14 protein-coding genes are annotated in these 21,023 nt (G+C 62.2%); 8 read left to right on the top strand and 6 right to left on the bottom strand.

The annotated features are described in order from the left end of the window. Positions 1-316 precede the first annotated feature (316 nt). The 3 genes from ACZ5WW_RS00835 to ACZ5WW_RS00825 are packed head-to-tail and all read left to right on the top strand — an operon-like array spanning position 317 to position 5,472. A complete protein-coding gene (locus ACZ5WW_RS00835; protein ID WP_377170381.1) occupies positions 317-4,987 on the top strand; it encodes a hypothetical protein in 4,671 nt (1,556 codons plus the stop codon). A 16-nt stretch (positions 4,988-5,003) separates the two neighbouring features. Beyond that, complete coding sequence (locus ACZ5WW_RS00830; RefSeq protein ID WP_377170383.1) at positions 5,004-5,249, top strand: hypothetical protein; 246 nt, start codon at positions 5,004-5,006, stop codon at positions 5,247-5,249. A 43-nt stretch (positions 5,250-5,292) separates the two neighbouring features. Then, positions 5,293-5,472: a hypothetical protein gene (locus tag ACZ5WW_RS00825; protein ID WP_377170385.1), complete on the top strand. Its 180-nt coding sequence runs from the start codon at positions 5,293-5,295 to the stop codon at positions 5,470-5,472. Between the two features lie 417 nt (positions 5,473-5,889). Here ACZ5WW_RS00825 and ACZ5WW_RS00820 read toward each other — a convergent pair whose 3' ends face one another. From ACZ5WW_RS00820 to ACZ5WW_RS00795, 6 genes are all read right to left on the bottom strand, one after another. Continuing rightward, the gene (locus ACZ5WW_RS00820) at positions 5,890-6,279 is read right to left on the bottom strand and encodes a hypothetical protein (RefSeq protein ID WP_377170388.1); all 390 of its coding nucleotides are present in this window, start codon (positions 6,277-6,279) and stop codon (positions 5,890-5,892) included. An 811-nt stretch (positions 6,280-7,090) separates the two neighbouring features. Then, positions 7,091-7,666, bottom strand: coding sequence for an RNA polymerase sigma factor (locus ACZ5WW_RS00815; protein WP_377170390.1), 576 nt, complete (start codon positions 7,664-7,666; stop codon positions 7,091-7,093). After that, positions 7,663-8,139: a hypothetical protein gene (locus ACZ5WW_RS00810; RefSeq protein ID WP_377170392.1), complete on the bottom strand. Its 477-nt coding sequence runs from the start codon at positions 8,137-8,139 to the stop codon at positions 7,663-7,665. The genes ACZ5WW_RS00815 and ACZ5WW_RS00810 overlap by 4 nt, the downstream gene beginning before the upstream one ends. Then, positions 8,136-8,453 (bottom strand): hypothetical protein, encoded by a 318-nt coding sequence (locus ACZ5WW_RS00805; protein WP_377170394.1) that lies wholly within the window; start codon positions 8,451-8,453, stop codon positions 8,136-8,138. The genes ACZ5WW_RS00810 and ACZ5WW_RS00805 overlap by 4 nt, the downstream gene beginning before the upstream one ends. Before the next feature lie 55 nt (positions 8,454-8,508). Continuing rightward, positions 8,509-8,742, bottom strand: a complete 234-nt coding sequence (locus ACZ5WW_RS00800; RefSeq protein WP_377170396.1) for a hypothetical protein — start codon at positions 8,740-8,742, stop codon at positions 8,509-8,511. Positions 8,743-9,651: 909 nt separating this feature from the next. Then, positions 9,652-10,308: a transposase gene (locus ACZ5WW_RS00795; RefSeq protein WP_377170398.1), complete on the bottom strand. Its 657-nt coding sequence runs from the start codon at positions 10,306-10,308 to the stop codon at positions 9,652-9,654. Positions 10,309-10,950: 642 nt separating this feature from the next. On the opposite strand from ACZ5WW_RS00795, the gene ACZ5WW_RS00790 reads away from it, so the two are divergent. The 5 genes from ACZ5WW_RS00790 to ACZ5WW_RS00770 all read left to right on the top strand — a co-directional run bounded on the left by ACZ5WW_RS00790 (position 10,951) and on the right by ACZ5WW_RS00770 (position 20,723). Beyond that, on the top strand, positions 10,951-13,854 hold the full coding sequence (locus ACZ5WW_RS00790; RefSeq protein WP_377170400.1) for a tetratricopeptide repeat protein: 2,904 nt from the start codon (positions 10,951-10,953) through the stop codon (positions 13,852-13,854). A 99-nt stretch (positions 13,855-13,953) separates the two neighbouring features. Beyond that, positions 13,954-14,247, top strand: coding sequence for a hypothetical protein (locus ACZ5WW_RS00785; RefSeq protein WP_377170402.1), 294 nt, complete (start codon positions 13,954-13,956; stop codon positions 14,245-14,247). After that, positions 14,225-14,683 (top strand): hypothetical protein, encoded by a 459-nt coding sequence (locus tag ACZ5WW_RS00780; RefSeq protein WP_377170404.1) that lies wholly within the window; start codon positions 14,225-14,227, stop codon positions 14,681-14,683. Before ACZ5WW_RS00785 ends, ACZ5WW_RS00780 begins: the two co-directional genes overlap by 23 nt. Positions 14,684-15,218: 535 nt before the next feature. Beyond that, positions 15,219-16,415, top strand: a complete 1,197-nt coding sequence (locus ACZ5WW_RS00775) for an SGNH/GDSL hydrolase family protein (RefSeq protein WP_377170406.1) — start codon at positions 15,219-15,221, stop codon at positions 16,413-16,415. A 66-nt stretch (positions 16,416-16,481) separates the two neighbouring features. After that, positions 16,482-20,723 carry a hypothetical protein gene (locus tag ACZ5WW_RS00770; RefSeq protein ID WP_377170408.1) on the top strand — a complete coding sequence of 1,414 codons (4,242 nt, stop codon included), beginning with the start codon at positions 16,482-16,484 and terminating at the stop codon, positions 20,721-20,723. Positions 20,724-21,023: the final 300 nt, after the last annotated feature.

Raw genomic sequence — 21,023 nt, 5'->3', positions numbered from 1 at the left:
GGCTGGGCATGCCGTTGCATTCCTGCCGGGGGTGCGCACGTCTTTTTTTACGGGCTCTGCGGGCGGCCCGCCCCGGCGGCGGGGGGTGGCGGCGGGGCGCGGCCTCCCCTGCCCGGCCGCCGGGCGCGCGCATTTGCACGCGCCCCAGGCATACCATGGGCTACCAGTTTCTTTCTCTTCTTGGTTTTTTGTGTTGCTTTCTAAAATGGTGGCCCAATCTGTTTTGAGGGCGCTGACACGCCCCTCCCCCTGATACAACCGGACGCTGTGAAGAACACGGAAGGTGCCACCGCCGCCCTGCGGCCAAGCCCCTCTCATGCCCTTTTCCTTCCAGCTTTCAGACCTCCTCCATCCCGGCGCCGACGAAGACGAACGGCTCCAAAAGCAGCGCGCCGCTGGTGCCCCGCCTCAGCAGCCTCAGCAGCCTCAGCAGCCTCAGCAGCCCACCCTGCGCATTCCCTACCGGCCGCCGGAGGGGCCCACAGCAGAGACCCGGCCGCAGACAGCCTTGGCCTTCTCGCGCTGGCTCTCGCCCATGCTCCCGCCCTCGGAGCGCGCCAAGACCGCTGCACCGCTCTCACCACTCGCCGTCCAGCCCGCCATGGGGCAGCCTTTGCAGCCGCCGCTCACACCGCCCCAGGGCGGCCCCCTGCCTCCGCAGAAGCCGGTGCCCGCACAGTCGGCGCAGTCGGCGCAGTCGGCACAGCCCGCACAGCCCGCACAGCCCGCACAGCCCGCACAGCCTGCGCAGTCGGCACAGTCGGCACAGTCGGCACAGCCCGCACAGTCGGCACAGTCGGCGCAGCCCGCGCAGCCGACGCCCGCACCCGCACCCGCACCCGCACCTGCTCCTGCTCCTGCTCCTGCTCCTGCTCCTGCTCCTGCCCCACCACCCGCTCAGCCTGTGCCGCCCAATCGCGGGGCAGCGGCACTGGTGCGCCAGCTTGCGGATGCACAGAAGCACGGCGCTGTTATCAAAGACGGCAGGCTCATCCCCCACCCGGATGGCCAAGGCGGCCTGCTGCACCATGAAGGCTTTGTCACCATCCCGGACGCCGCCTCCCCGGCCAAAGCCCCCGCCGTCCCCTATCGCGACGATCCCGCAAAAGGCGTCACCGTTCCCTACCGCGACGACCACGGCAGGCATCACCCCGTTCCTCTGAAGGAGATCACCCGCGTCGCCGGGCCCGATGGCAAGGCGGAATACCACTTCATGGTAGGCGGCAGGCCCGTCCGTGTGCCCGAAGACGGCCGGGCGCCCATCTTCCAGGTGGACCAAGCCGGCAAACGCTACGCCACCGCCGCAGACGGCACCCGGCGCGAGCTGGGGAATGACGCGCGCACCATGGCTGACAACGGCGGAAAACTGCGCGTCGAGGCCGCCGACAAGTCGCTCGATGAAAAGCTCGCCCAGGGCGCGGCGCTCGCCGCGCAGATCCAGGAAAAGCAGGCGCAGGCCGCCGCCGCGCAGCAGCGCCTGGACGCCGCCCGTCTGGCCGTGGCCGCACCCTTTAAAAACACGGGCCCCGACTCCGTGACCCGGCGCATCAGCGCCCAGCCGGAGGTCATCCACGCCGAAGACGCGGTGAGGCAGCGCACCCAGGAGCTGCAGTCCCTCCAGCAGCAGCACGAGGCCCACTACAGCGCCCTCGCCCATGAGCAGCGCGCCCGCCACGCCGAGATCGGCCACTACCAGCGCGGCGCCGCCGCCAGCCCGCACGACGCCCCGTGGCTGAAGGACGCCCGCTCCGCGCTAGGAGATCCCCGCGCCACCAGCCTCCGCCTCATCGCCGCAGTGGAGAAAAAAGACCCCGCCAGCGCCGAGGCCATGCGCCGCGCGCTCGTGCCCCCGCACACCCGGCGCCTCCTTGCCGCCGCAGAGAATGCCTTTGGCAGCGCCCAGCCGCCCGAGGGCCAGAGCATGAATCTGCACGAAATGCTCATGCAGGACCCCGAGCTGCAGACGGACAAGAGCACGCTCAGCCAGGCAGATGCCGCACGCGCCACCGCGCAAAATGCCCTCGGCATCGGCGATCCCGAAAACGTCCGGGCCACCCGCAGCGCAGACGGCAGCATCTCCCTCTCACGCCCGGGCGCAGACGGCAGCGGCACGCACCAGCCCTTTGCCACGCTGGAGCCCAAAACCCGCCGCATCGCCCTCGCCACAGGCGCGGATGGCCGGCTCACGCAGGCCGCCGCCGCCCTGGCCGCCAGCGGCTCCGCTGTCAGCACCCCCATCTACATTCCCGGCGGCCAGCCGCCGCTCAGCGAGGCGCAGGTGAGCGACCTCATCCAGAAAGGCCTCGCCGCCACCACCTCCGCCACCGACCGCAAAACCGCCGACGCCGCCCTCACCCAGGCAGGACTCTCCCCGGAGGGCATCGCGCAGATGGTGAACGAGGGCCGCCTCTCCGTGCAGGACGGCCAGCTTTTAAACAGCAAGTTCAATGGCGGCGTGAGCTCCTATGCCGAGCGCGACAAAGCAGAGGCCGCACCGCAGCAGAAGGCACGTGAAAAACAGGAAGAAGAGACTGCACTCAATGCCCGGCAGGCAGGCTTCAAAGCCGCGCTTGATGATCTTGGCTCCCTCAAAGGCCTCACTCAAAGACGGCAGGATGGGCCGGGAGCCGGCAAAGATGCGCAGCACTTCTTCAAAGGCTACCACGCAGCGTTTGCGGTGCTCTCCAAACATCGTGACCTGATGCAGACGCTGTCTGACACCATCGAGCGCGACATGACCGGCAAAGCGCGGGAAGGCGATTCGGAAGCGCTGGCCAGCGCACGTGAAAAACTCATCGACCTGCCCGACGACGAACGGCGCATCGTACTCGCCGCCCTGCACAACGAGGCGCAGAAGCGCGGCGCGGTAAACGGCGCGGCCAAGGGCGGCACTGGATATGCAGACGCCGCCAAGCAGCTCCTCCATGGCCTTTTTACTGCGGGCATGACCAAGGACGGATCATCCTTCTGGCAGCAGACCGGAGAAGCAGGCTGGCGGCTCCTCGACAGCGGCTTCTCTGGCAACAGCCATGCCAACAGCTTGGATGCGCTCAAGTCCGTGCCGACCACTGGGCGCGTCACCTTTGCCGGAGACATCCGCACAGCGGAAGATGCACGCCGGTTTGTGGAAGCAGAAATGATCCACACCCATGCCGTCAATGCCTCTCTGGCAGGCGATGGGCCCGGCATCCTCCCCCGTGAAGGCCGCGAGATGACGCTGACTCCAGAGCAGACCCGGCTGATTGAAGATGCCAAGAGCCGTGTCGAACGAGAGGTGCGCACCGCGCAGGAGATCAAAGCCCTCGGCTCGGCCGTTGACCCCATTCCAAATCTGTTTGCTTCGACCCTGGGCTCGAGCGCCACCATGATGGGCCTCATGGCTGTCAGCCGGGGGGCAGCGGCCCCGGTGATCTTCAACCTCTACAAAGGGACAGAGTATGAGGACCTGAGCCTAAAGTACCCGGACGCCCCCCATGAGGAGAAGCTCAAAGCCGCCACCCTCTCCGCCGCCCTGCAAACGGCAGGCGATTACGTGGGCGTCAAGGCATTCAGCGGCCTCAACATTGGCAAGCTCCTCGCCAATCCGCAGAAGCTGACGGCTGCGGTCATCGGGCGCGGTCTTGGCAGGGCTGGCCTTTCATACGGCGTGGAAAACGGCGTCGAAGCCGGGCAGGACATCGTCACGCCGGCCATCATTGAAGCGCTGAAGCTCGACTTCCCGGGCTTTGACTGGGAGAAGGAGAAGAAGGACTTCTGGAAAGGCCGCGCGGATGTGGCCGTGGGCATGCTGCCGCTGACACTCCTCGGCCTCGGCGCTGCCTCCGTGAAGGACTACGCCAACGGCAGAGCCCTGCTCAGTGACGCTGCGGCGCTCAGCCGCCTGGGCATCCCGGAAAACGACCGCAAAGAGATCATCGACGCCACCCGGCGCGGCGACACCGACACCGCGCAGCTCATCCTCCAGGAAGGCTTCAAAAAACGCGACCCCGCCATCGCTGCGCAGTCTCAGGCGGCGATGGATGCGGAGACGGAGAAGCTCGAAGGCACGGTCATGCCGGACGGAACCCGAAGAGCCACCCCACCCGCCAAGGTCGATCCAAATAACATGCCTCCACCCACCCCCGAAGAAATCGCGCAGGCCAAAGCCGCCGTGAAGGAAGGATTCGACAAAACATCTGGCACCCAGGCCGCGCGCAAGCAGATGGAGGACATTCAATACACGGAATCGGTGCCAGTGACCACACCAAGCGCCAACCAGCCCCAAATCCTCAAGGCTCCTGACAGCCCATCCGCCTTTTACAAACCCAATTCCGGATTGAATCCGAAAAAAATGCGCGCTGGAATCGACCCTCCCAGCATGGGGCACCGCGAGGTCGCGGCGTCGAAACTCGCCGAAGCCATCGGGAGCAGCATCATTCCACCGACCACACTCAAAACGCACGGCGGAGACATCGGCTCCGCCCAGGTCTTCAAGGAAGGCATGATGAATGGAAAGGAAGCACAACAGAGCGAGCACAAGCTGCTCATCAATGAGGCCACCCAGGCTCCCGCCAATCTGCCCGACAAGCTGGCCGAAGAATGGCAACTCATGGACGACCTGCTCATGCATGTGGACCGCCACAAGAAGAACTATATGCTAATCATCGACGACAAACACGAAGTGGCGGATGTTGCGCTTGTGGACAACGGCCTCTCGCTCCCCGACAATCCAGGCGTCGTTGAAAAACCATTCCCAGGCCCGCGTGAAGGCCAGAACATCTCCCTGGCCAACAAGTTGCGGCTTCAGCATCTGATCGATAACGAAGCCACCATCCGCGAATCTCTCCGCCCTCATCTTCAGGAGGGTGCGCTGGACGGCCTCTTTGCTCGGGCCAAGGCCTTGCTCAAGCGCGGCAAGTATGGCAGCTTCACCTTGGAAGAAATCAAGGAGCACCTCCCCAAAGATTACAACCTCCACTCTCCCGTGCTTTACAACGATACTAACTGACCACCCTTCAAACACTATGAAAGTCGAAATTCGAAGTTACCTCCGAGACCACCAAAACGGGGAAATTGATGAAACTTGGACGCTAGATGAACAAGGCAGCGCGGTTTGCGATGATGCCAGCGAGCAGCGCCGATTCGAAAAAGTTGGAGCCGTTGGAGATCACGGACATATCTATTATCCGCAGGACGGGATACCGTTTCTCCGCAGTTTGCCCGACCAATACGCCAACAGCAGTTTTGTTCGCGCTAAAATCATTGAGTGATTCAGAACAGACATCGGAGGCGAATACTCATATGATACACACCATGGACAAGGGCTGGACAGAAGAACGCATCAAGGCACATCGGGAAGCATTTCTGAAGGGTTTCGGCGAGAGGGAGCTGAAAGAGCTTGCCGAATCTTCGAAGAAGCCGTCCGAAGCGGAAAGTACGAGCCACGAGTCCTCCGACTCCTCGCCCAAGGAAACCCAGAACTCGAAGCGCTAGTGCCGCCTGCGGAGTCCACTAATCCGCCTAAGTAGAGAGTAACTCCGTCGAAGCCGAAATAAAGATGCCGGGCATTATTTGTGTAAGCATCTGGCATCTGACTGATTGACAACGAGCTGGAGCTGCCGTGAAGGCATCGACCATGGCGCGTCATGACAGCTCACCGGCGAGTGCTCCGCCCGCTCCGGAATGGCTTGAGCGGGTTTGGTGGTGATGCCTCCAGAGTCGCCCCAGGTGGTGTCCAACATCGACATTCACGCGCCTGTCGCCAGCAGCAGCGCATTGCCCGCCGCTTTGATTTTCTGCCGGATAGTGCGAGGTCAATCAACTGAATGCCAGGCATTTTGCACACGATTCAAAGCTAACTTGTGAGTTCGCCGCCTTCTGGTCATGCCTTCTGAAAAAGGTGTCATTTGGCTAGTCTGTCGGTGGAACTGCATAGACATGTCTGAAGTAAGTCCGGCTGTCTGGATCGACATATAAAACCTCCAGAATCCCTGCAGGAGCCGAGGCATTTCGGTAGAGATGCATCGGCCTGCCAGTCTGCCTGCTGCGTGGAATAAAACGGTAAGCCCGGAAGATGCCGCCGACCATCGTGGCCAGGCAGGCAACCATTGCAAAGCCCCGCGTCCAGTTCAAGGCAAGCCCTCCGAAAACCGTTGAAACAACGATGACGGCAAACCCTGCCGCAGCGATCCCAACGATACCGTAGCAAGACCACAGGAAGGACCTCCTGCCAGGAGCATCCTCAGTGTAGCCAGCAAGTGACTCGATGCTTATCTCAGGATACTTGGATTCGGGGAGCATCGTGTTGAGTTGGGCGAACGTTTCGGATCAGGCGAAGGCGAGCGCAAAGCGTCGATGACACGACAGATGCCATACAAGCCGTTGCCTGCATCCGTTTTGTTTAACGAAGCCGTTTTGCGGGAGCAGCCATTCTTGAGAGCGTGGGGCGGTCTGTGGAAACGAGTCGGGCAGTGGCACGGGCAATCCTGCCCGTGAAGAGAGCACCGCTTACGGGCAGGAACCGTAGCGAAGCGAAGACAGCCAGCCGCAGGCTGCCCGCAGGGCGGGCGTGACGAGGCATCGCCCGTGCTACTTTTAGCGCTGCATGCCACGAAGAGCGTGCTTAACTGAGTGCCATTCATGCCTGGCATTTTATGGCATGGCATTTTATTTCCAAGCCTGCATCGGAGCTACCGCTTTCGCGGGGGTCACGGCGGGCGTGGGAGCTGGGGCTGGCGGGCGGCTGGTTGGCTGCCGCTTTCGGGTATGTGCTGGTAGGCGTGAGTCACCGGGCACGGCCAAAGCGGTAGCTGCGGTCGTTCCTCCCTTCGCGACCGCAGTCCATATGAGAGGCGCGGCTTGGCGGGGCGCTTTTGGAAAGCGGTGGCTGCGTTTCCCCCTTCGCTAAAGCTACGGAGGACAGGCTGTTCCTCCCTTCGCGACCGCAGTCCATATGAGAGGCGCGGCTTGGCGGGGCGCTTTTGGAAAGCGGTGGCTGCGTTTCCCCCTTCGCTAAAGCTACGGAGGACAGGCTGTTCCTCCCTTCGCGACCGCAGTCCATATGAGAGGCGCGGCTTGGCGGGGCGGGGCTCTCCGGGCTGTTGTGTTTTCTTCAGGCGCTGAGGGCGGTGCCGAGCATTTCGCGCAGGAGCTTGCGGGCGCGGTAGAGGCGCAGCTCGACGGCTTTTTCGGAGGTGCTCTGCACGCGGGCGATCTCGGCGTGGGTCATGCCGTGCCAGACGGAGAGGATGAGCACTTCGCGGAGGTCCTGGGGCAGCTCGCCGACGGCTTTCTGCACGGCGGCGAGGCGCTCGTTCACGGCGGCCTGCTCTGCGGGCGTGGCGGTGGTGCTGGCCAGGGGCATTTCGTGGAGCGCGTGGGGCTCGGTGAGGGCCTCGGGGTGGCGGGAGCGCCAGCGGGCGTGGTTGCGGGCGAGATTGGTGGCGATGGTGAAGAGCCAGGTGGAAAACTTTTGCGCGGCGCGGTACTCAAAGCGGTGCCGGTGCACGCGGACGAAGGTCTCCTGGGCGAGGTCGCAGGCGGTGGCGTGGCTGCCGGCGTGGCGGGTGAGGTAGCTGATGAGGGGCGGGCTCCAGGCGTCCATGAGGCGGTTGAGGGCGAGGTCTTCGCCCTCGGCGAGCTGGCGCATGAGTTCGGCATCGAGGTCGTCTCGCGCGGGGGGGCTCATCGGCGGGTGCTGGAGGGGAGATTCTGGTCGTGCTGGCGGCGCTGCTGCTGCATGACGGGGAGGATGTCCTGCAGGAAGCGCCGACCCTGCGCTGCGGGCATGAGGGCGGCGACCTGCCGGAGGTGCTCGGTGGCGGCTTTTTCGCAGTCGGCGCAGACGCGGTGGTCGCGGGCGAGCTGGGCGTCGAAGTCGCCGGGGGTGCGGGCCTGGTGGCGGGCGCGCCAGAGGAGGGGGCGGTCGGCTTCGTTGATCTGGCGGCACATGTTGTCGCACTGGCGGAAGTAGTCGCGGTGCAGGGCGCTGACTTTTTCAAAGGTGGCGGTGTCGAGGTGGTACTCGTCTTTGAGCCAGCGGAGGCCGATTTCCTGGGGGGTCTCGCGTGGGCGTAGGGTCTCGCGGGTGGCCCAGAGCGCGGCGGCGGCGGCGGCGGCGGTGAGGAGCACGAAGGCGGCGATGCGTCCGGCGGGTGTCATGGGTAGCGGCCGTTGGTGTGGTGGGGGTCAAACGGGCTGACGGACATGACGTAGGCGTCATGCGGGGTGAACTCGGGCTGGGGGGGGTGGGTGATGCCCCAGAGGATGGCGAGGGCGGTGACGGTGGCGATGACGAGGAGCTCGCGCTTGGGGCGGAGGAGCCACCAGGCGAGCTTTTCGACCCAGCCGGGCTCGGTGGCGGTGGCGGAGATGCGCCGCCAGACCTCGCGACGGAAGTCTGGCGGCGGCTGGGCCTGCGGGAGCTGCCATTGCTGGAGGAGATCGTCGAGGGGATCGGGATCGTCGGGTGTCATGGCAGGTGCGGGCGTGGGTTTTGGGGGGGGGAAGATGGCGCGGCGGTGGCGGGGATCAACGCTGGCCGTAAACGTCGATCCAGGCGAGGCCGCTTTTGACGCCCTGGGGCTGGAAGTAACGGCGGCCGAGGTAGACGCCGTCCACGGGGCGCATGGAGCCACCCTGCGGATGGCTGGCGCGGGTGAGCACGGGCTTGCCATTGTAGGTCTGTGTGAGGCTCGGCACGGAGGGCGCGTTGCAGGAGACGAGCGTGGTGGCGGCGAGGATCGCGATCAGGGTGGTTTTCATGGTTGGGTGTCGGTTGGGTTTGGGTTGGGGTTGGTTGAGCAGGGTTGGTTGGTCGTGCTCATGGGGTGCTACCCCGCCGCGTTTGGGATCCCTCAAAAAAAGGTGATTTTTCTTTTTTTAGGGGGAGGAGGGGGACGGGGAACTTTGAACATTGAATGAGGGGGCGCTGGGTGGGGCGGGTGCGGTGGGGTGATGTGGAATGCGGGGGGCGCTGGGTGTGGCGTGGGCGTGAGGGATCGGGACGATCCCTCTCCGCCGGAGGGCGGAGGCTCTGGCGGAGTGGGACCATCTTGGTCCCACCACGCTCCGCAAAGTCTGCGGCATGGCGTAACGGATGGGGTGAGCCAGACCTGGCGCGGGGGTCGTGGGTGTGGCGAGGGCGTTAGGGATCGGGACGATCCCTCTCCGCCGGAAGTCGGAGGCTCTGGCGGAGTGGGACCATCTTGGTCCCACCACGCTCCGCAAAGTCTGCAGCATGGCGTAAAGGAAGGGGTGGTGTGGAATGTGGGAGCGGTGGGTGTGGCGAGGGCGTGAGGGATCGGGACGATCCCTCTCCGCCGGAGGGCGGAGGCTCTGGAGGAGTGGGATCATCTTGATCCCACCACGCTCCGCAAAGTCTGCGGCATGGCGTAAAGGAAGAGGTGATGTGAAATGCGGGAGCGGTGGCTGTGGCGGGGGCGTGAGGGATCGGGACGATCCCTCTCCGCCGGAGGGCGGAGGCTCTGGCGGAGTGGGACCATCTTGATCCCACCACGCTCCGCAAAGTCTGCGGCATGGCGTAACGGATGGGGTGAGCCAGACCTGGCGCGGGGGTCGTGGGTGTGGCGAGGGCGTTAGGGATCGGGACGATCCCTCTCCGCCGGAGGGCGGGGGGTTTTAGAATGTTTGTCGGCTTCTTTGTGCGGAGGCCTAGGGCGCTCCTGCGGCTGGCGGTGCCCAGCGGCGACAAAGATCGCTTTCCCACATGGCGTATGCACCTAGCTGGAGCCGGGCTTTGAGTGGATTGCGCCTGATGTAGCGGACGCAGCGGACGAAATGATCGTCATCTCTCACCATCCGGTCAAAGTAGTCTTCCTGCCAGAATGCGCCGGCGAGCCCAAGCAGGTCGTTCATCTGCTTTGCTGTGTAGCTTTTCCAGCTCGAGACGATCTTGCCGAGATGCTCCCCTTCCGCCAGGGAGAGCAGGACGTGCACGTGATTGGGCATGATGACCCAGGAGTGCAGATGATAGCGCTGCGCTTCGAAGAACTGCAGGGCCAGTGTCAGGATGTGCTGACAGTCTGTGCGCCGCAGCACACAGGTTCCGTGGCCTGCATCGAGCCAGCGTTCAATGCGAGTGGTGAACCTTTGCTGATACTCTTCAATCTCTTCCGGGCCATGGGGTTTGGGGTGCGTTTCCAGCCACTGATCCCGCTCCTGCGCCCACTCCTGCCTGAGGGACGCAGGGATGGAGTCTGCCATGCGAAAGGTGATGAAGTAGCAGCGTCCCGGCTGCTCCCAGTGCGGGAGGTGATTGGACGACTTCACCACATCCTTCAGCGGATTGAGAAACCGGGGTGTGTCCATGCAGGCTTAAGCTTGGCGCTGCCTGGAGCCTTTGCATCCGCAAAGGCAGTTCGTGAATCGATTTTGTGTTCTCGGAGGGACAGGAGGCGACGGAGGGGGATCATCTTGATCCCCACACATCGCGTGTGTTTGCGCCATGAACGTGCGGGGTGGGGGTGATGTGGAATGCGGGGGCAGTGGGTGTGGCGGGAGCGTGAGGGATCGGGACGATCCCTCTCCGCCGGAAGTCGGAGGCTCTGGCGGAGTGGGACCATCTTGGTCCCACCACGCTCCGCAAAGTCTGCGGTGTGGCGTAAAGGAAGGGGTGATGTGGAATGCGGGGGCGGTGGGTGTGGCGAGGGCGTGAGGGATCGGGACGATCCCTCTCCGCCGGAGGGCGGAGGCTCTGGCGGAGTGGGACCATCTTGGTCCCACCACGCTCCGCAAAGTCTGCGGCATGGCGTAACGGATGGGGTGGTGTGGAATGCGGGGGCTGTGGGTGTGGCGGGAGCGTGAGGGATCGGGACGATCCCTCTCCGCCAGAGGGGCGGCGTGTTGCTCTCTGCTGGTGGTGTGGTTTGCGGAAGGAGCGGGCGGGCTGGGATGATGGAAAATCTCGGCTGACACGGGGGCTTTTCTTGCTTTTCTTGCGGTTTTACCCCTATGACGACTGCTGAAGCTCTGCGTATCCTGGATCTAACCGCCCCGATCAGCCGGTCGCAACTGACGCAGGCGTACCAGGAGGCGCTGCTGACGTGGTGCGTGGGGAGGTTTGAGGGGGATGCGAAGATGATCGCGAAGGCGAATGCGAAGAGCGCGGTGATCAAGGCGGCGCATGCGGCGCTGCTGGCGCTGCCGGAGGGGGAGTTTCCCTACGCGGCGGCGGCGGGCTCGGTGGCGGCTTCCTCCCCGGAGGCTGCGGGGGGGCGCGGGGGGCTGCCGCCGCGCGAGAGGTTTGCGCGGCACTCGCCCTCCTCGGCGCCGCTGCCGGGGCCGAAGCGGCCGTTTGAAAATGCGCGGGGGCGTCAGGAGCCGGCACTGCCGCAGGCTCAGGAGCAGGCGGCTGGGGCAGAACCGCCGCCGCCACCGCTGATGCCGTGGGTGCCGCCTGCGACTGCGGGAGGGAATTCTGGACGTGGTGGTGATGCTGGGGCCGCTGGTGCTGGGGCTGGCGCTGGGCGTGGTGATGCTGAGGCGCTGCCGCGGGCGGTGCGCCCGCGCCCGGGGGCGGCGCAGGCGGGGGCTGGCTCTGCGCCGGGGGCGCAGGCTGAGGGGGCTGCGGCGCGAAAGAGGGGCGGGGTGGCGCTGCTGGCGGCCGGGCTGGGACTGGCGCTGCTGGCGGCGGCGGCGGCGTTTTTTTTCCTGCGGGAGCCAGCGCCTGCGGGGGGCGGGGCGGGCACGTCTTTAACGACAACGGCGAAGGGGGCGAGCCCGCAGGGGGCAGCGGCGGTGCCTGAGGCTGCGACTCCAGCGACGGGGGGGCCTGACTCCCCTGCCCCGGTGCCGCCGGCTCCGGCAGTGCTGGACGATGCGACGCCGCTGCCGCAGCTGCGCGCGCTGGCGGAGCAGGGGCTGGCGGAGGCGCAGCGGGTGCTGGGCCGCCGGCTGCTGTTTGGCACGGCGGCGCCGAAGGACGAGGCGCAGGCGGTGACGTGGCTGCGCAAGGCGGCAGACCAGGGAGACGGCCTGGCGCAGCACACGCTGGGGGGCGCGTACCTGAAGGGCTGGGGGGTGGCGAAGGACGAGATCGCCGCGCTGACGTGGATCCGCAAGGCGGCGGCGCAGGGGCTGGCGGACGCGCAGTTTGACCTGGGGGAGTTTTACCTGCAGGGCGTGGGGGTGGTGAAGGACTTTGCGGAGGCGGTGCGCTGGATGCGCCTGGCGGCGGACCAGGGCCTGAAGGAGGCGGAGTATGAGATGGGCCGCTGCCACCTGACGGGCGAGGGCGTGGAAAAGAACACCACGCTGGCGGCGGGCTGGCTGCGCAAGGCGGCGGCAAAGGGCGAGGCAAACGCGCAGCACTGCCTGGGCAGCCTGTACCAAAAGGGCGACGGGGTGCCGCAGGATGCCGCTGTGGCGGTGGAGTGGTTTCTCAAGGCGGCCGCGCAGGGCTACGCCTACGCGCAGCATGAGATGGGGCTGGCCTGCCAGGAGGGCAAGGGCACGCCGCAGGATGACACGGCGGCGGTGCAGTGGTTCCGCAAGGCGGCGGAGCAGGGCCTGGCGGAGGCGCAGACGAGTCTGGCGCTGTGCCTGGCGGAGGGCCGCGGCGAGGACCAGGACGCCGCGGAGTCGGTGCGCTGGCTGCGCAAGGCGGCGGACCAGGGCGATGCGCAGGCGCAGTACGAGCTGGGCACCTGCCTCTTTGCAGGGGCGGGCGTGACCAAGGACGAGGCGGAGGCGGTGCGCCTCTACCGCCTGGCGGCGGACCAGGACCACACGGAGGCGATGCTGAACCTGGGGAGCTGCTACCTGAACGGCACCGGGGTGGCGCGGGATGCGAAGGAGGCGCTGCGGCTCTTCCGCATCGCGGCGGAGCGCGGGCATGCGGTGGCGCATTACAACATCGGCCTCTGCTACGCAAACGGCTACGGCGTGGTGCAAAATGACGCGGAGGCCATCGACTGGCTCATGAAGGCGGCGGACATGGGCGATGCCATGGCCATGATGGCGCTGGGCCGCGCCCGGCTGGAGGGCACCGGCGTGCCCAAGGACGCCGACGCTGCCCGGCGGTGGATTTACAAGGCGGCATGCCTGAACCACGCGGAGGCGCAGTACCGCCTGGCCCTGCTGTGCCAGACGGACCGGCCGCCAAACAAGCTGGAGTCGCTGGCCTGGCTGACGCTGGCCGCTGTGCAGGGCCACGCGGAGGCGACCGAGCTGCTGCGGGTGATGGCCGCAGGCCTGGACCTGGAGCAGGTGGCCGCCGTGGAAAAGCTGGCGGTGCAGATGGTGCCGCAGGCGGCAGACGCGCTGAAGGTGGCACCGGCGGCGAAACCTGCGAGCAGCGGCGCGGGCCCCATCGTGATCCCGCCCGCGGTCCCCGGCACCACGTCTGCGGTGCCGGGCATGCCCCCTGCCCCGCCGGCCGGCACGCCGGCTGAAAAGCCGGAGGAGGGCCTGGAGCACCGCCCCACGGATGAGCGCCTGGCCTCCGGCACCATCCTCAAGGACCACCTCAAGGACCTCGGCGGTCAGGGCACGCTGATCGTCAACAACGAACGCCCGGAGGATGCGCTGATCAAGGTGATCTCCGGCAAGCGGCTGGTGGCCTCCTTTTACGTGCGCGGGGTGCAGAAGTTCACCTTTGACCATGTGCCGGACGGCTCCTACGAGATTCTGTACTGCACGGGCTACGGGTGGCTGGGCTCTGTGGCGGACTTTTCGCGCGGGCGCCGTGCGAAGCGCTTTGACTCTGAGCTGAAGTTTGCCGTCGTCACCCAGACCGAGGGCGGCACCACGACCCGCCTGGCGGACATCATGACGCTGACGCTGAAAAAAGACCACAGCGGCCTGGGCAACGCCCCCACCACGGAGATCCCGCTGGAGGAGTTTGACCGCTACTGAGCTGCGCCGCGTGCTTCGGCATTTGGCATTTGGCATTGGCCCCCCAGCTCGAACTCGATCCTCGCCCCCCCCCGCGCAAAGAAGCAGCCACACATGCACATGAGCAGCATCAGCCCGCATGCCTTCATCGTCTTCCTCGTGGTGTACTGCCCGCTGCTGATCATCGCAGGAAACATCGCGGCCAAAGGCGGGCAGCACGGGCTCTGCACGCTGTCGCAGTTTCTCTCGTGCGTCGTGCTCGCCCTGCTGGGGCAGCAGGAAGCCCTGCCCGTGGGCCTCGGCGTCGCAGTCCTCATCGCCAACATGCTCCTCCTCATCCGCCTGGCACGCAACGCAGCGCGCCTCGAAAAAACACCCGACACCAGCGACCATGAATCCCAGCCCCGTGATTGACACCGCCACCGCACCCTCGCCCGCCACACCGCGCATGCACAGGGTGTGGATGGTGCTCTTCATCAGCTACGCGCTCGTCAGCTTCTGGCTCAGGACGCACCCCACCGCGCCGCCGCCACCGCCCACGCCCGCGCCCCTGCACATTTACTTCGGCCATCAGTATCGCGGCCAGTTCATGTCCCTCAGCCTGGATGATCAGATGGTCTTCACCGGCCTGCTCCAGACTGACGCGACCACCCCGCGCGCCGCCACCCTCCACTTCCCGCCGCCCGGCGAACACTTCCTCCTCGAAGCCACCGTCACCTCCGCCAAAGCCCCCGCCATCACCCAGACGGAAAAGATCCATCTCGCCAAAGGCCGCCACCTCCTCATCGTCCTCACCAGCGACTCCCGCCTCAACATCTTCCAGTCTGAGAAGGCGCCTGATTTTTTCTAAGTCCCCATCGTGCGCTTTCGAACTTGGGCGCACGAAGCCACGCGGCAGCGTCTTTTTTGGACTGCGGTCGCGCAGATGCACGGCGCAGGCCTGCATCGGAGCTGCCGCTTTCGAGGGGTTCACGGCGGGCGTGGGAGCTGGGGCTGGCGAGGGCGTCACCGGCTGCCGCTTTCGGGTGTGTGCTGGTAGGCGGGAGTCACCGAGCACGGGGAAAGCGGTAGCTGCGCTCATTCTTCGCTCCGCGACCGCAGTCCATATGGGCGGTGCGGCTTGGCGGGGCGCTTTTGGAACCGAAGCGCAGCGGAGGTAGACAGCCGCAGGCTGCCCGTAGGGTGAGCTTAGCGAATCAATGCGGTCGCGCAGATGCACGGCGCAGGCCTGCATCGGAGCTGCCGCTTTCGAGGGGTATGGAACGCTATCCGTCCTCAGCCCATCGTCCAGCCCGCGAAAGCGACGCCTCACCCAGCGTTTGCCCGCCTTCCGCACACAAAGCCCGCATGCAAACCCCTCCGCGCTGCGTAATCACCCCACCACCATGAAGCACCATTTCATACTCGCCGCCGCCCTGCTCCTCTCACCGCTGGCCGCACTGCACGCGGCGAACCCCGTCACCGTCTCCGTCGATTCCCCCGCTGTCGTCTTCTCTCCCGGCAACTGGACGGGCGATGCGGGGCGCGGCGGCAAAGTCTTCCGCCAGAGCTGGAATGCCGGTGCGTACTTCCGCGTCACCTGGGAAACCACGAACGCCAAACCCACCGCCAGGCTCCTGCTCGACACCTCCACCTTTCCGCCCGGCTTCAACGGACCGCAGATCGCGTATTGCATCGATGGCGTGTGGAAATCCAAGATCCCCTGCGCGAATGAAATCGTGATCGAGGATCTCCAGCGCGCCGGGCCGCATGAGCTCTGCGTCGTGCTGCAGTCCTCGCAGCAGAAAGAGCGCTGGGGCAGCCCCGGAAAAAGCGGCCTCAATGTGCTGCGCGTGACCGGCCTGCAGCTCGATGCCGAAAGCCGCCCCGTGCCCGCCGCACCCGCGGCGAAGTGGGCCATGATCATCGGCGACAGCATCACCGAAGGCATCGGCGCCACCGAGCTCTCACCGTACTCCCAGCTCCTCGGCCAGGCGCTGCAAACCCAGGGCTACGAATACTGCATCAACGCCTGCGGCTGGAGCGGCTGGATCAATCCCGGCGACAACCCGCCCGGCGATGTCCCCGGCTACTACGTGATCAGGAACTCCACCCACGGCACCGGCGGCCAGTATGACGACGCCGCCAGCCGCTGGAACAAGATCGACGGCAACCGCCACTCCCTGCTCGACTCCCAGGGCCACCTCAGCGCCGACGGCCAGCCCGGCCACGAGCCCGCCCTCATCCTCATCAATTACGGCACCAACGACGCCCTCCACAAGTCCAACCCGAGCGACACCCAGGCCAGCATCATCCAAGCCCTCGCCGCCCTCCGCCGCAGCGCGCCGGAGGCCCAGATCATCCTCCTCATCCCCTTCGGCCAGTACTACGCCAAAGAGCTGAAGCACGCCGTGGCCGCGCATCGGCAGACGCATCCGGCGGAGAAGAAGCTCGCCCTCATCGACCTCGGCCCCGGCGTGGCCCGATCCTTGGCCGTGAAAAACGGCGTGCTGGGCGGCCTGCATCCGAATGACCGCGGGCATGCCGTGTTTGCCGCGAAGATTATTCCGCAGGTGCTGGGGATATTGAATGGGGGGAGGTGAGGCGGGGGGGATCAGCAATTAATAAATTGCCGTTTCCAACTAGTTTAACATGATCGCCACCGAGAAATGAACGCCACTATCGACTTTGCAAATATCAAGCCACACCTTGGAGACAGAAGGTGGGCTTTCGAAGAGCTATGCTTCCTTCTGTTTGCTTCAGAGTTCTCAGGTCAAGGACTTGCCATACGAAGAGAGGGCTCCGGCGGCGACGGTGGGGTTGAGGGATATATCTGCGATTCAAGCGGCAAAGTCAGTGTCGGTTTGCAGGCAAAATATTTCATTGGGGACCAGTTCCGGCGAGATTGGTGGCGGCAAATGACAGAATCAGTGGAGCAAGCATTAAAAGGCAATGCTGCATTAGCTTCACTTCAAAAATATATCGTTTGTACGCCGCGTACGTTCACTCAAAGCCAGCAGAATCAATGGGAAAAGCATCACGCAGAATGGCAACTCAAGGCAATTGCGTTAGGCTACGCATCGCCCCCGTCTTTTGAGCATTGGGATTATTCACGACTCGAAGCGGCACTTTTAAAGTCGGTAAACAGAGGCTTTTTATTGTACTGGTTTGGCTATAAAGATCTGACGGTTGATAGCTGCATTCAACACAATCAAGCAGTGATCGAAGGACTTCATGAACGATTCATGCCAGAACTTCACACCCCTACCTTCACAGAATCGTCAGTGCACTATTTTCTTCGATCAGAATCGGCGTGGCAGGAGTTTATCAGATCGAGTCGCGCCTCACTTTCTGATGCGTTGGGGGGCAAGTGGCCAAAGCAAGATTATCTGCCAACAGTTCTGACCCCGCAAAAACTCAAGTTCGAAGCTGAGCGAACGAGGCTACTTTCTCTCTTGGGCGATGGTTGTCGTTGGCCATCCTCAGTGCGAGAATTGACAGCCTCTGGTAATATGCTGGACAGTGCGGCATATGATCTCCAAACAGCGTATCAAGATCATCTGCGGGGCACGAACGCACCTGAAATTGCAGATCCAAAAGATATCGCCAAATCAATAAGAGAGAAGTGTCGTGCTGACCTTGGCGAGTACCATGGAGTCGGAGGCTGGGCCCACATGTTTCAAGATTGGCGCATGCTGCCCGACGCTCAGTTCCTGCTGTTTTTGGGTGGGCCTGGATCGGGAAAAACCCATACAATTGCGCAGATCGTTGTCGAATATCAGGAGGCGGGCGGACGAGTCTTGTTTTTGGAGGGGCGCGCTTTCACTTCTCTTGAAAACCCATGGCATCAGTTATTGCAATTGATCGGATTTAATGGGAGTCGGGACGACTTTCTGGACTGTTTTTCAGCAATGGCAGACACTTCATCCACGCAGGCGGGCGGTCAGACTCCCGCAGGTCTGATCTGCATTGATGCTCTGAACGAGACTGCGCACCGCGAGATTTGGTTGAACCACCTGGAAGGCTTTGCCGCTGCGATGCGGCGATATCCGAGGTTAAAGTTGATCGTGAGTTGCCGCTCAGACTTTGCTGATCTGGTTGTACCAAAGTCTATTCTAAACCGTGAAGCAACAGGATGGAACGATCTGGAACATTACGGATTTCAAGAATCTGTGTTTGATGCAACTATGCTCTATTTTCGGGCATATCGGGTGCGCGGAGTTAATATGCTATCGCTGATCGGCGAGATGCAAAACCCTCTTTTTCTCAAGACGTTCTGTGAGACCTTCGAGGACGCAGAAGTCCCCTCAGGCATTCATAGCCTACCCCAGTTGCTACGGGCGTTCATCGCGCGCAAGGCTAAGAATATTCAAGATAGAATCGGGTGTTCCGGTTCGATCGTCACCGACAGTCTTCGAACTTTGGCGGACGCGATGAACGACAACAGACACTCGCCATTGCGTGAAAGCTCGGCACGTCGTATTCTTCTTGAATTTCATAGCGAGACGCTTGAACACAAATCACTCTATCGAGGTCTTTGCTCGGAAGGGATCCTAATCGAGAATCGTCAGGTGGACGAACTGGGCGATCAAATTTTTGTTCGTTTCGGCTACGAAAGAATTTGGGACTACCTGCTCACTCTACGGCTACTTCCAGTAGATATTGCGCCTCATAATATCTTGATTCCACATCTTAGCGATAATGACTGGCGCATGAAGAATCGAGGGCTTCTTGGACTATTGGCGTCAAGACTGTCTATTGAGGCGCACAAGGAATTGCATGATGTCGCGGGCATTAAACCATGCACAGACCGTTTTGTGGACGATGCTTTCCTTGAAAGCATCAAGTGGCGAGACAAGGCAAGCGTCTCGGATCGCACTTGTGCCATACATCAGAATCTTATTGAAGCTCGGAGGCTAGGCCAATTATCGATCTTGGCACTTGCTCACTTGCCACAACACCCTTGGAACAGCATTTTCCTTCACGAACACCTTGTACATCTGCCGCTTGCCGAAAGGGATATGACATGGACGAGAAATGTGAACAGTGACCTGCAGCGCCACGCAAATACGGGTGTCGCGGTCACCCTCATAAAACTGGCGGAGAACGCCGCTTTATATGATGTGGGACAGACACAAACAGTATTAGTAGCAATCGCGTTAGCTTGGTTATGTTCCACAACTGTAGTGGCTTATCGCCACCGTGCAGAGCGCGCGCTAGCCCGCTTGCTAACCAATCGCATGAGTGATGCAGCAGATCTCGTCACGAAGTTCAAAGACGTTAACGATTCGCAGGTCTTGGAGGCGGTCATGTTTGGTGCCGCAGGCAGTGCAGTGAACAGCGAAAAATGCAAGTCATCGCTCCATGCCCTTTCGCAGGCTGTCTTTAACACTGTCTTCAAAGGGGCGGAAACACGTCCTCACATTATCATCAGGCATTACGCCAGGATTGTCTTGGAAGAGGCTGCCACGCAGTGCTGTCTTCCTGCAGAAGTAAAACCAGCGAGTTTTCGACCTGTTTATTGCTCTAAATGGCCGGAGATTATTACTATCGAGAGAGAGGAGGAAATCGAGCGGATGAGTCAGAACGGAACCGAATACCAAGCGCTGTCTCGAGTTGTTAACTCATCACGTACTGAGAGCATGGGCAACTATGGCGACTGGGGACGCTACGTAATGGACTCGGCCTTGAGCGGATTCCAAGGGCGGCTCCGATCTGAACCTAGAGCTAAGGATTATCAAGATACTGCTTATCTTTTCCCTGATCGAGAGGCACGGCGATATATTCTTCAACGTGTGATTGAACTCGGATTGAATAGCGTCGGACCAGACAATTCCACAGGTAGCCCAAATCGAGATCGTCCAGAAGTCGAACGTCTTGGAAAGAAATATCAGTGGATAGCCCTTCATGAATTTCTAGCCTATGTTTCGGACCACTATCACCATTGCCTTTCGAATGAAGGCATTGAACAAGAACCGCCAATACGCGACCTGAGACTCCCCGACTTGCTAGATCCAATCCAAGCAAATACAAATCCCAGCGATTATCGAGAGGAACGGCCCTTTACGAAAAAAGGCCCCACATGGTGGAATCCACTACCTCATCCTGCTCCAATGAGATTGGAGCCAACAATCAGAAAACAGCTTCTAGCTGCCAAAGCCACAGCAGAACCAAAGCCAATGATGATATTATCTGACGGCGGCAAATCATGGACCACCCTCGCTGGTTATTGGCAATGGCATGAACCCCGGCCTTGCTGGATCAACTCCGAAGACTATGACACACCTTGGCTGCAGCAGTCTTGGTGGTGCACTTCCTATATAGTGCCTATCAAACAACTGTCAAATTTTGTCAATCGAATGAAACCGAGATGCTTGGGTGGCGACATGGTTCCCAAACCACCGAGTTCACCAAAAGAACGAGAATGGCTGAGAGCTTATCCACGTTCCCCACAAGAATACGATTCAATCTGTGCTTCTACCTACGCACAAATCGACGGGGCATACTTCTCTGCCATGACGCACGATGCTCGAGATACTAACGACCGCTCTCATTCAGGCTTTATTCCCTCGCCGCAGATTGGGCAATTACTCGATCTCAAATGGACAAAGAATGAATTGGATTTCGCAACTCTCAAATCTGGCGATGTCGGCGCTAAATGTATGCGTGATAAGCGAAATAGCGTCTGTGTTGCAGATTCCACTTTGCTCCAAAATGCACTTAGCAACGGTGGCTTGACGTTGGTCTGGAGACTCTATAGCTGGAAGCACTCATTTTCTAGTCATGAACAAAAACTTCCACAGCGTGAATATTGGGCGGTATATGTCTGGGATCTGAAAAAGGGGCCAACATTTAGAAGTGGTGGAACTTGGCTAGATTTTGCAAACCCTGAACCGATTAATTGGGCTTGATTGTAATTTCGATTCTACAAAAATCAATGTTTTCAGCAGACATAAAAAGCCTCTCGGTTAAGCTCCTTCATCATCTTTTGAAGTAAGAATAACTCGTGGACAAGTAGATGCCCTGCCCCCTGCCCCCTGCCCCCTGCCCTCCCTTCGTCAATCATTTGAACCCACCCGCCTCCTGCGGCAGGTGAGCCACCGCTTTCACCTCGATTCCGCTTTCGCCTTCGTCCTGATCCATCCATAAACCACCCAGCCTCCCGCAGTCAGCCTCTGGCTCGTTTTCGATTGAAGTCCGCCCTGCGGGCA

The organism is Prosthecobacter fluviatilis, assembly GCF_055388355.1.
Note: the sequence above shows the minus strand (reverse complement) of the source record. Positions and strands in the feature narration are given on the sequence as shown.

What these genes read in the sequence shown, in the direction of transcription:
- ACZ5WW_RS00790 (WP_377170400.1), top strand. Translation starts at nt 10,951, where the DNA reads ATGACGACTGCTGAAGCTCTGCGTATCCTGGATCTAACCGCCCCGATC.
- ACZ5WW_RS00800 (WP_377170396.1), bottom strand. Translation starts at nt 8,742, where the DNA reads ATGAAAACCACCCTGATCGCGATCCTCGCCGCCACCACGCTCGTCTCC.
- ACZ5WW_RS00795 (WP_377170398.1), bottom strand. Translation starts at nt 10,308, where the DNA reads ATGGACACACCCCGGTTTCTCAATCCGCTGAAGGATGTGGTGAAGTCG.
- ACZ5WW_RS00830 (WP_377170383.1), top strand. Translation starts at nt 5,004, where the DNA reads ATGAAAGTCGAAATTCGAAGTTACCTCCGAGACCACCAAAACGGGGAA.
- ACZ5WW_RS00770 (WP_377170408.1), top strand. Translation starts at nt 16,482, where the DNA reads ATGAACGCCACTATCGACTTTGCAAATATCAAGCCACACCTTGGAGAC.
- ACZ5WW_RS00810 (WP_377170392.1), bottom strand. Translation starts at nt 8,139, where the DNA reads ATGACACCCGCCGGACGCATCGCCGCCTTCGTGCTCCTCACCGCCGCC.
- ACZ5WW_RS00815 (WP_377170390.1), bottom strand. Translation starts at nt 7,666, where the DNA reads ATGAGCCCCCCCGCGCGAGACGACCTCGATGCCGAACTCATGCGCCAG.
- ACZ5WW_RS00825 (WP_377170385.1), top strand. Translation starts at nt 5,293, where the DNA reads ATGGACAAGGGCTGGACAGAAGAACGCATCAAGGCACATCGGGAAGCA.
- ACZ5WW_RS00780 (WP_377170404.1), top strand. Translation starts at nt 14,225, where the DNA reads ATGAATCCCAGCCCCGTGATTGACACCGCCACCGCACCCTCGCCCGCC.
- ACZ5WW_RS00805 (WP_377170394.1), bottom strand. Translation starts at nt 8,453, where the DNA reads ATGACACCCGACGATCCCGATCCCCTCGACGATCTCCTCCAGCAATGG.
- ACZ5WW_RS00835 (WP_377170381.1), top strand. Translation starts at nt 317, where the DNA reads ATGCCCTTTTCCTTCCAGCTTTCAGACCTCCTCCATCCCGGCGCCGAC.
- ACZ5WW_RS00785 (WP_377170402.1), top strand. Translation starts at nt 13,954, where the DNA reads ATGAGCAGCATCAGCCCGCATGCCTTCATCGTCTTCCTCGTGGTGTAC.
- ACZ5WW_RS00820 (WP_377170388.1), bottom strand. Translation starts at nt 6,279, where the DNA reads ATGCTCCCCGAATCCAAGTATCCTGAGATAAGCATCGAGTCACTTGCT.
- ACZ5WW_RS00775 (WP_377170406.1), top strand. Translation starts at nt 15,219, where the DNA reads ATGAAGCACCATTTCATACTCGCCGCCGCCCTGCTCCTCTCACCGCTG.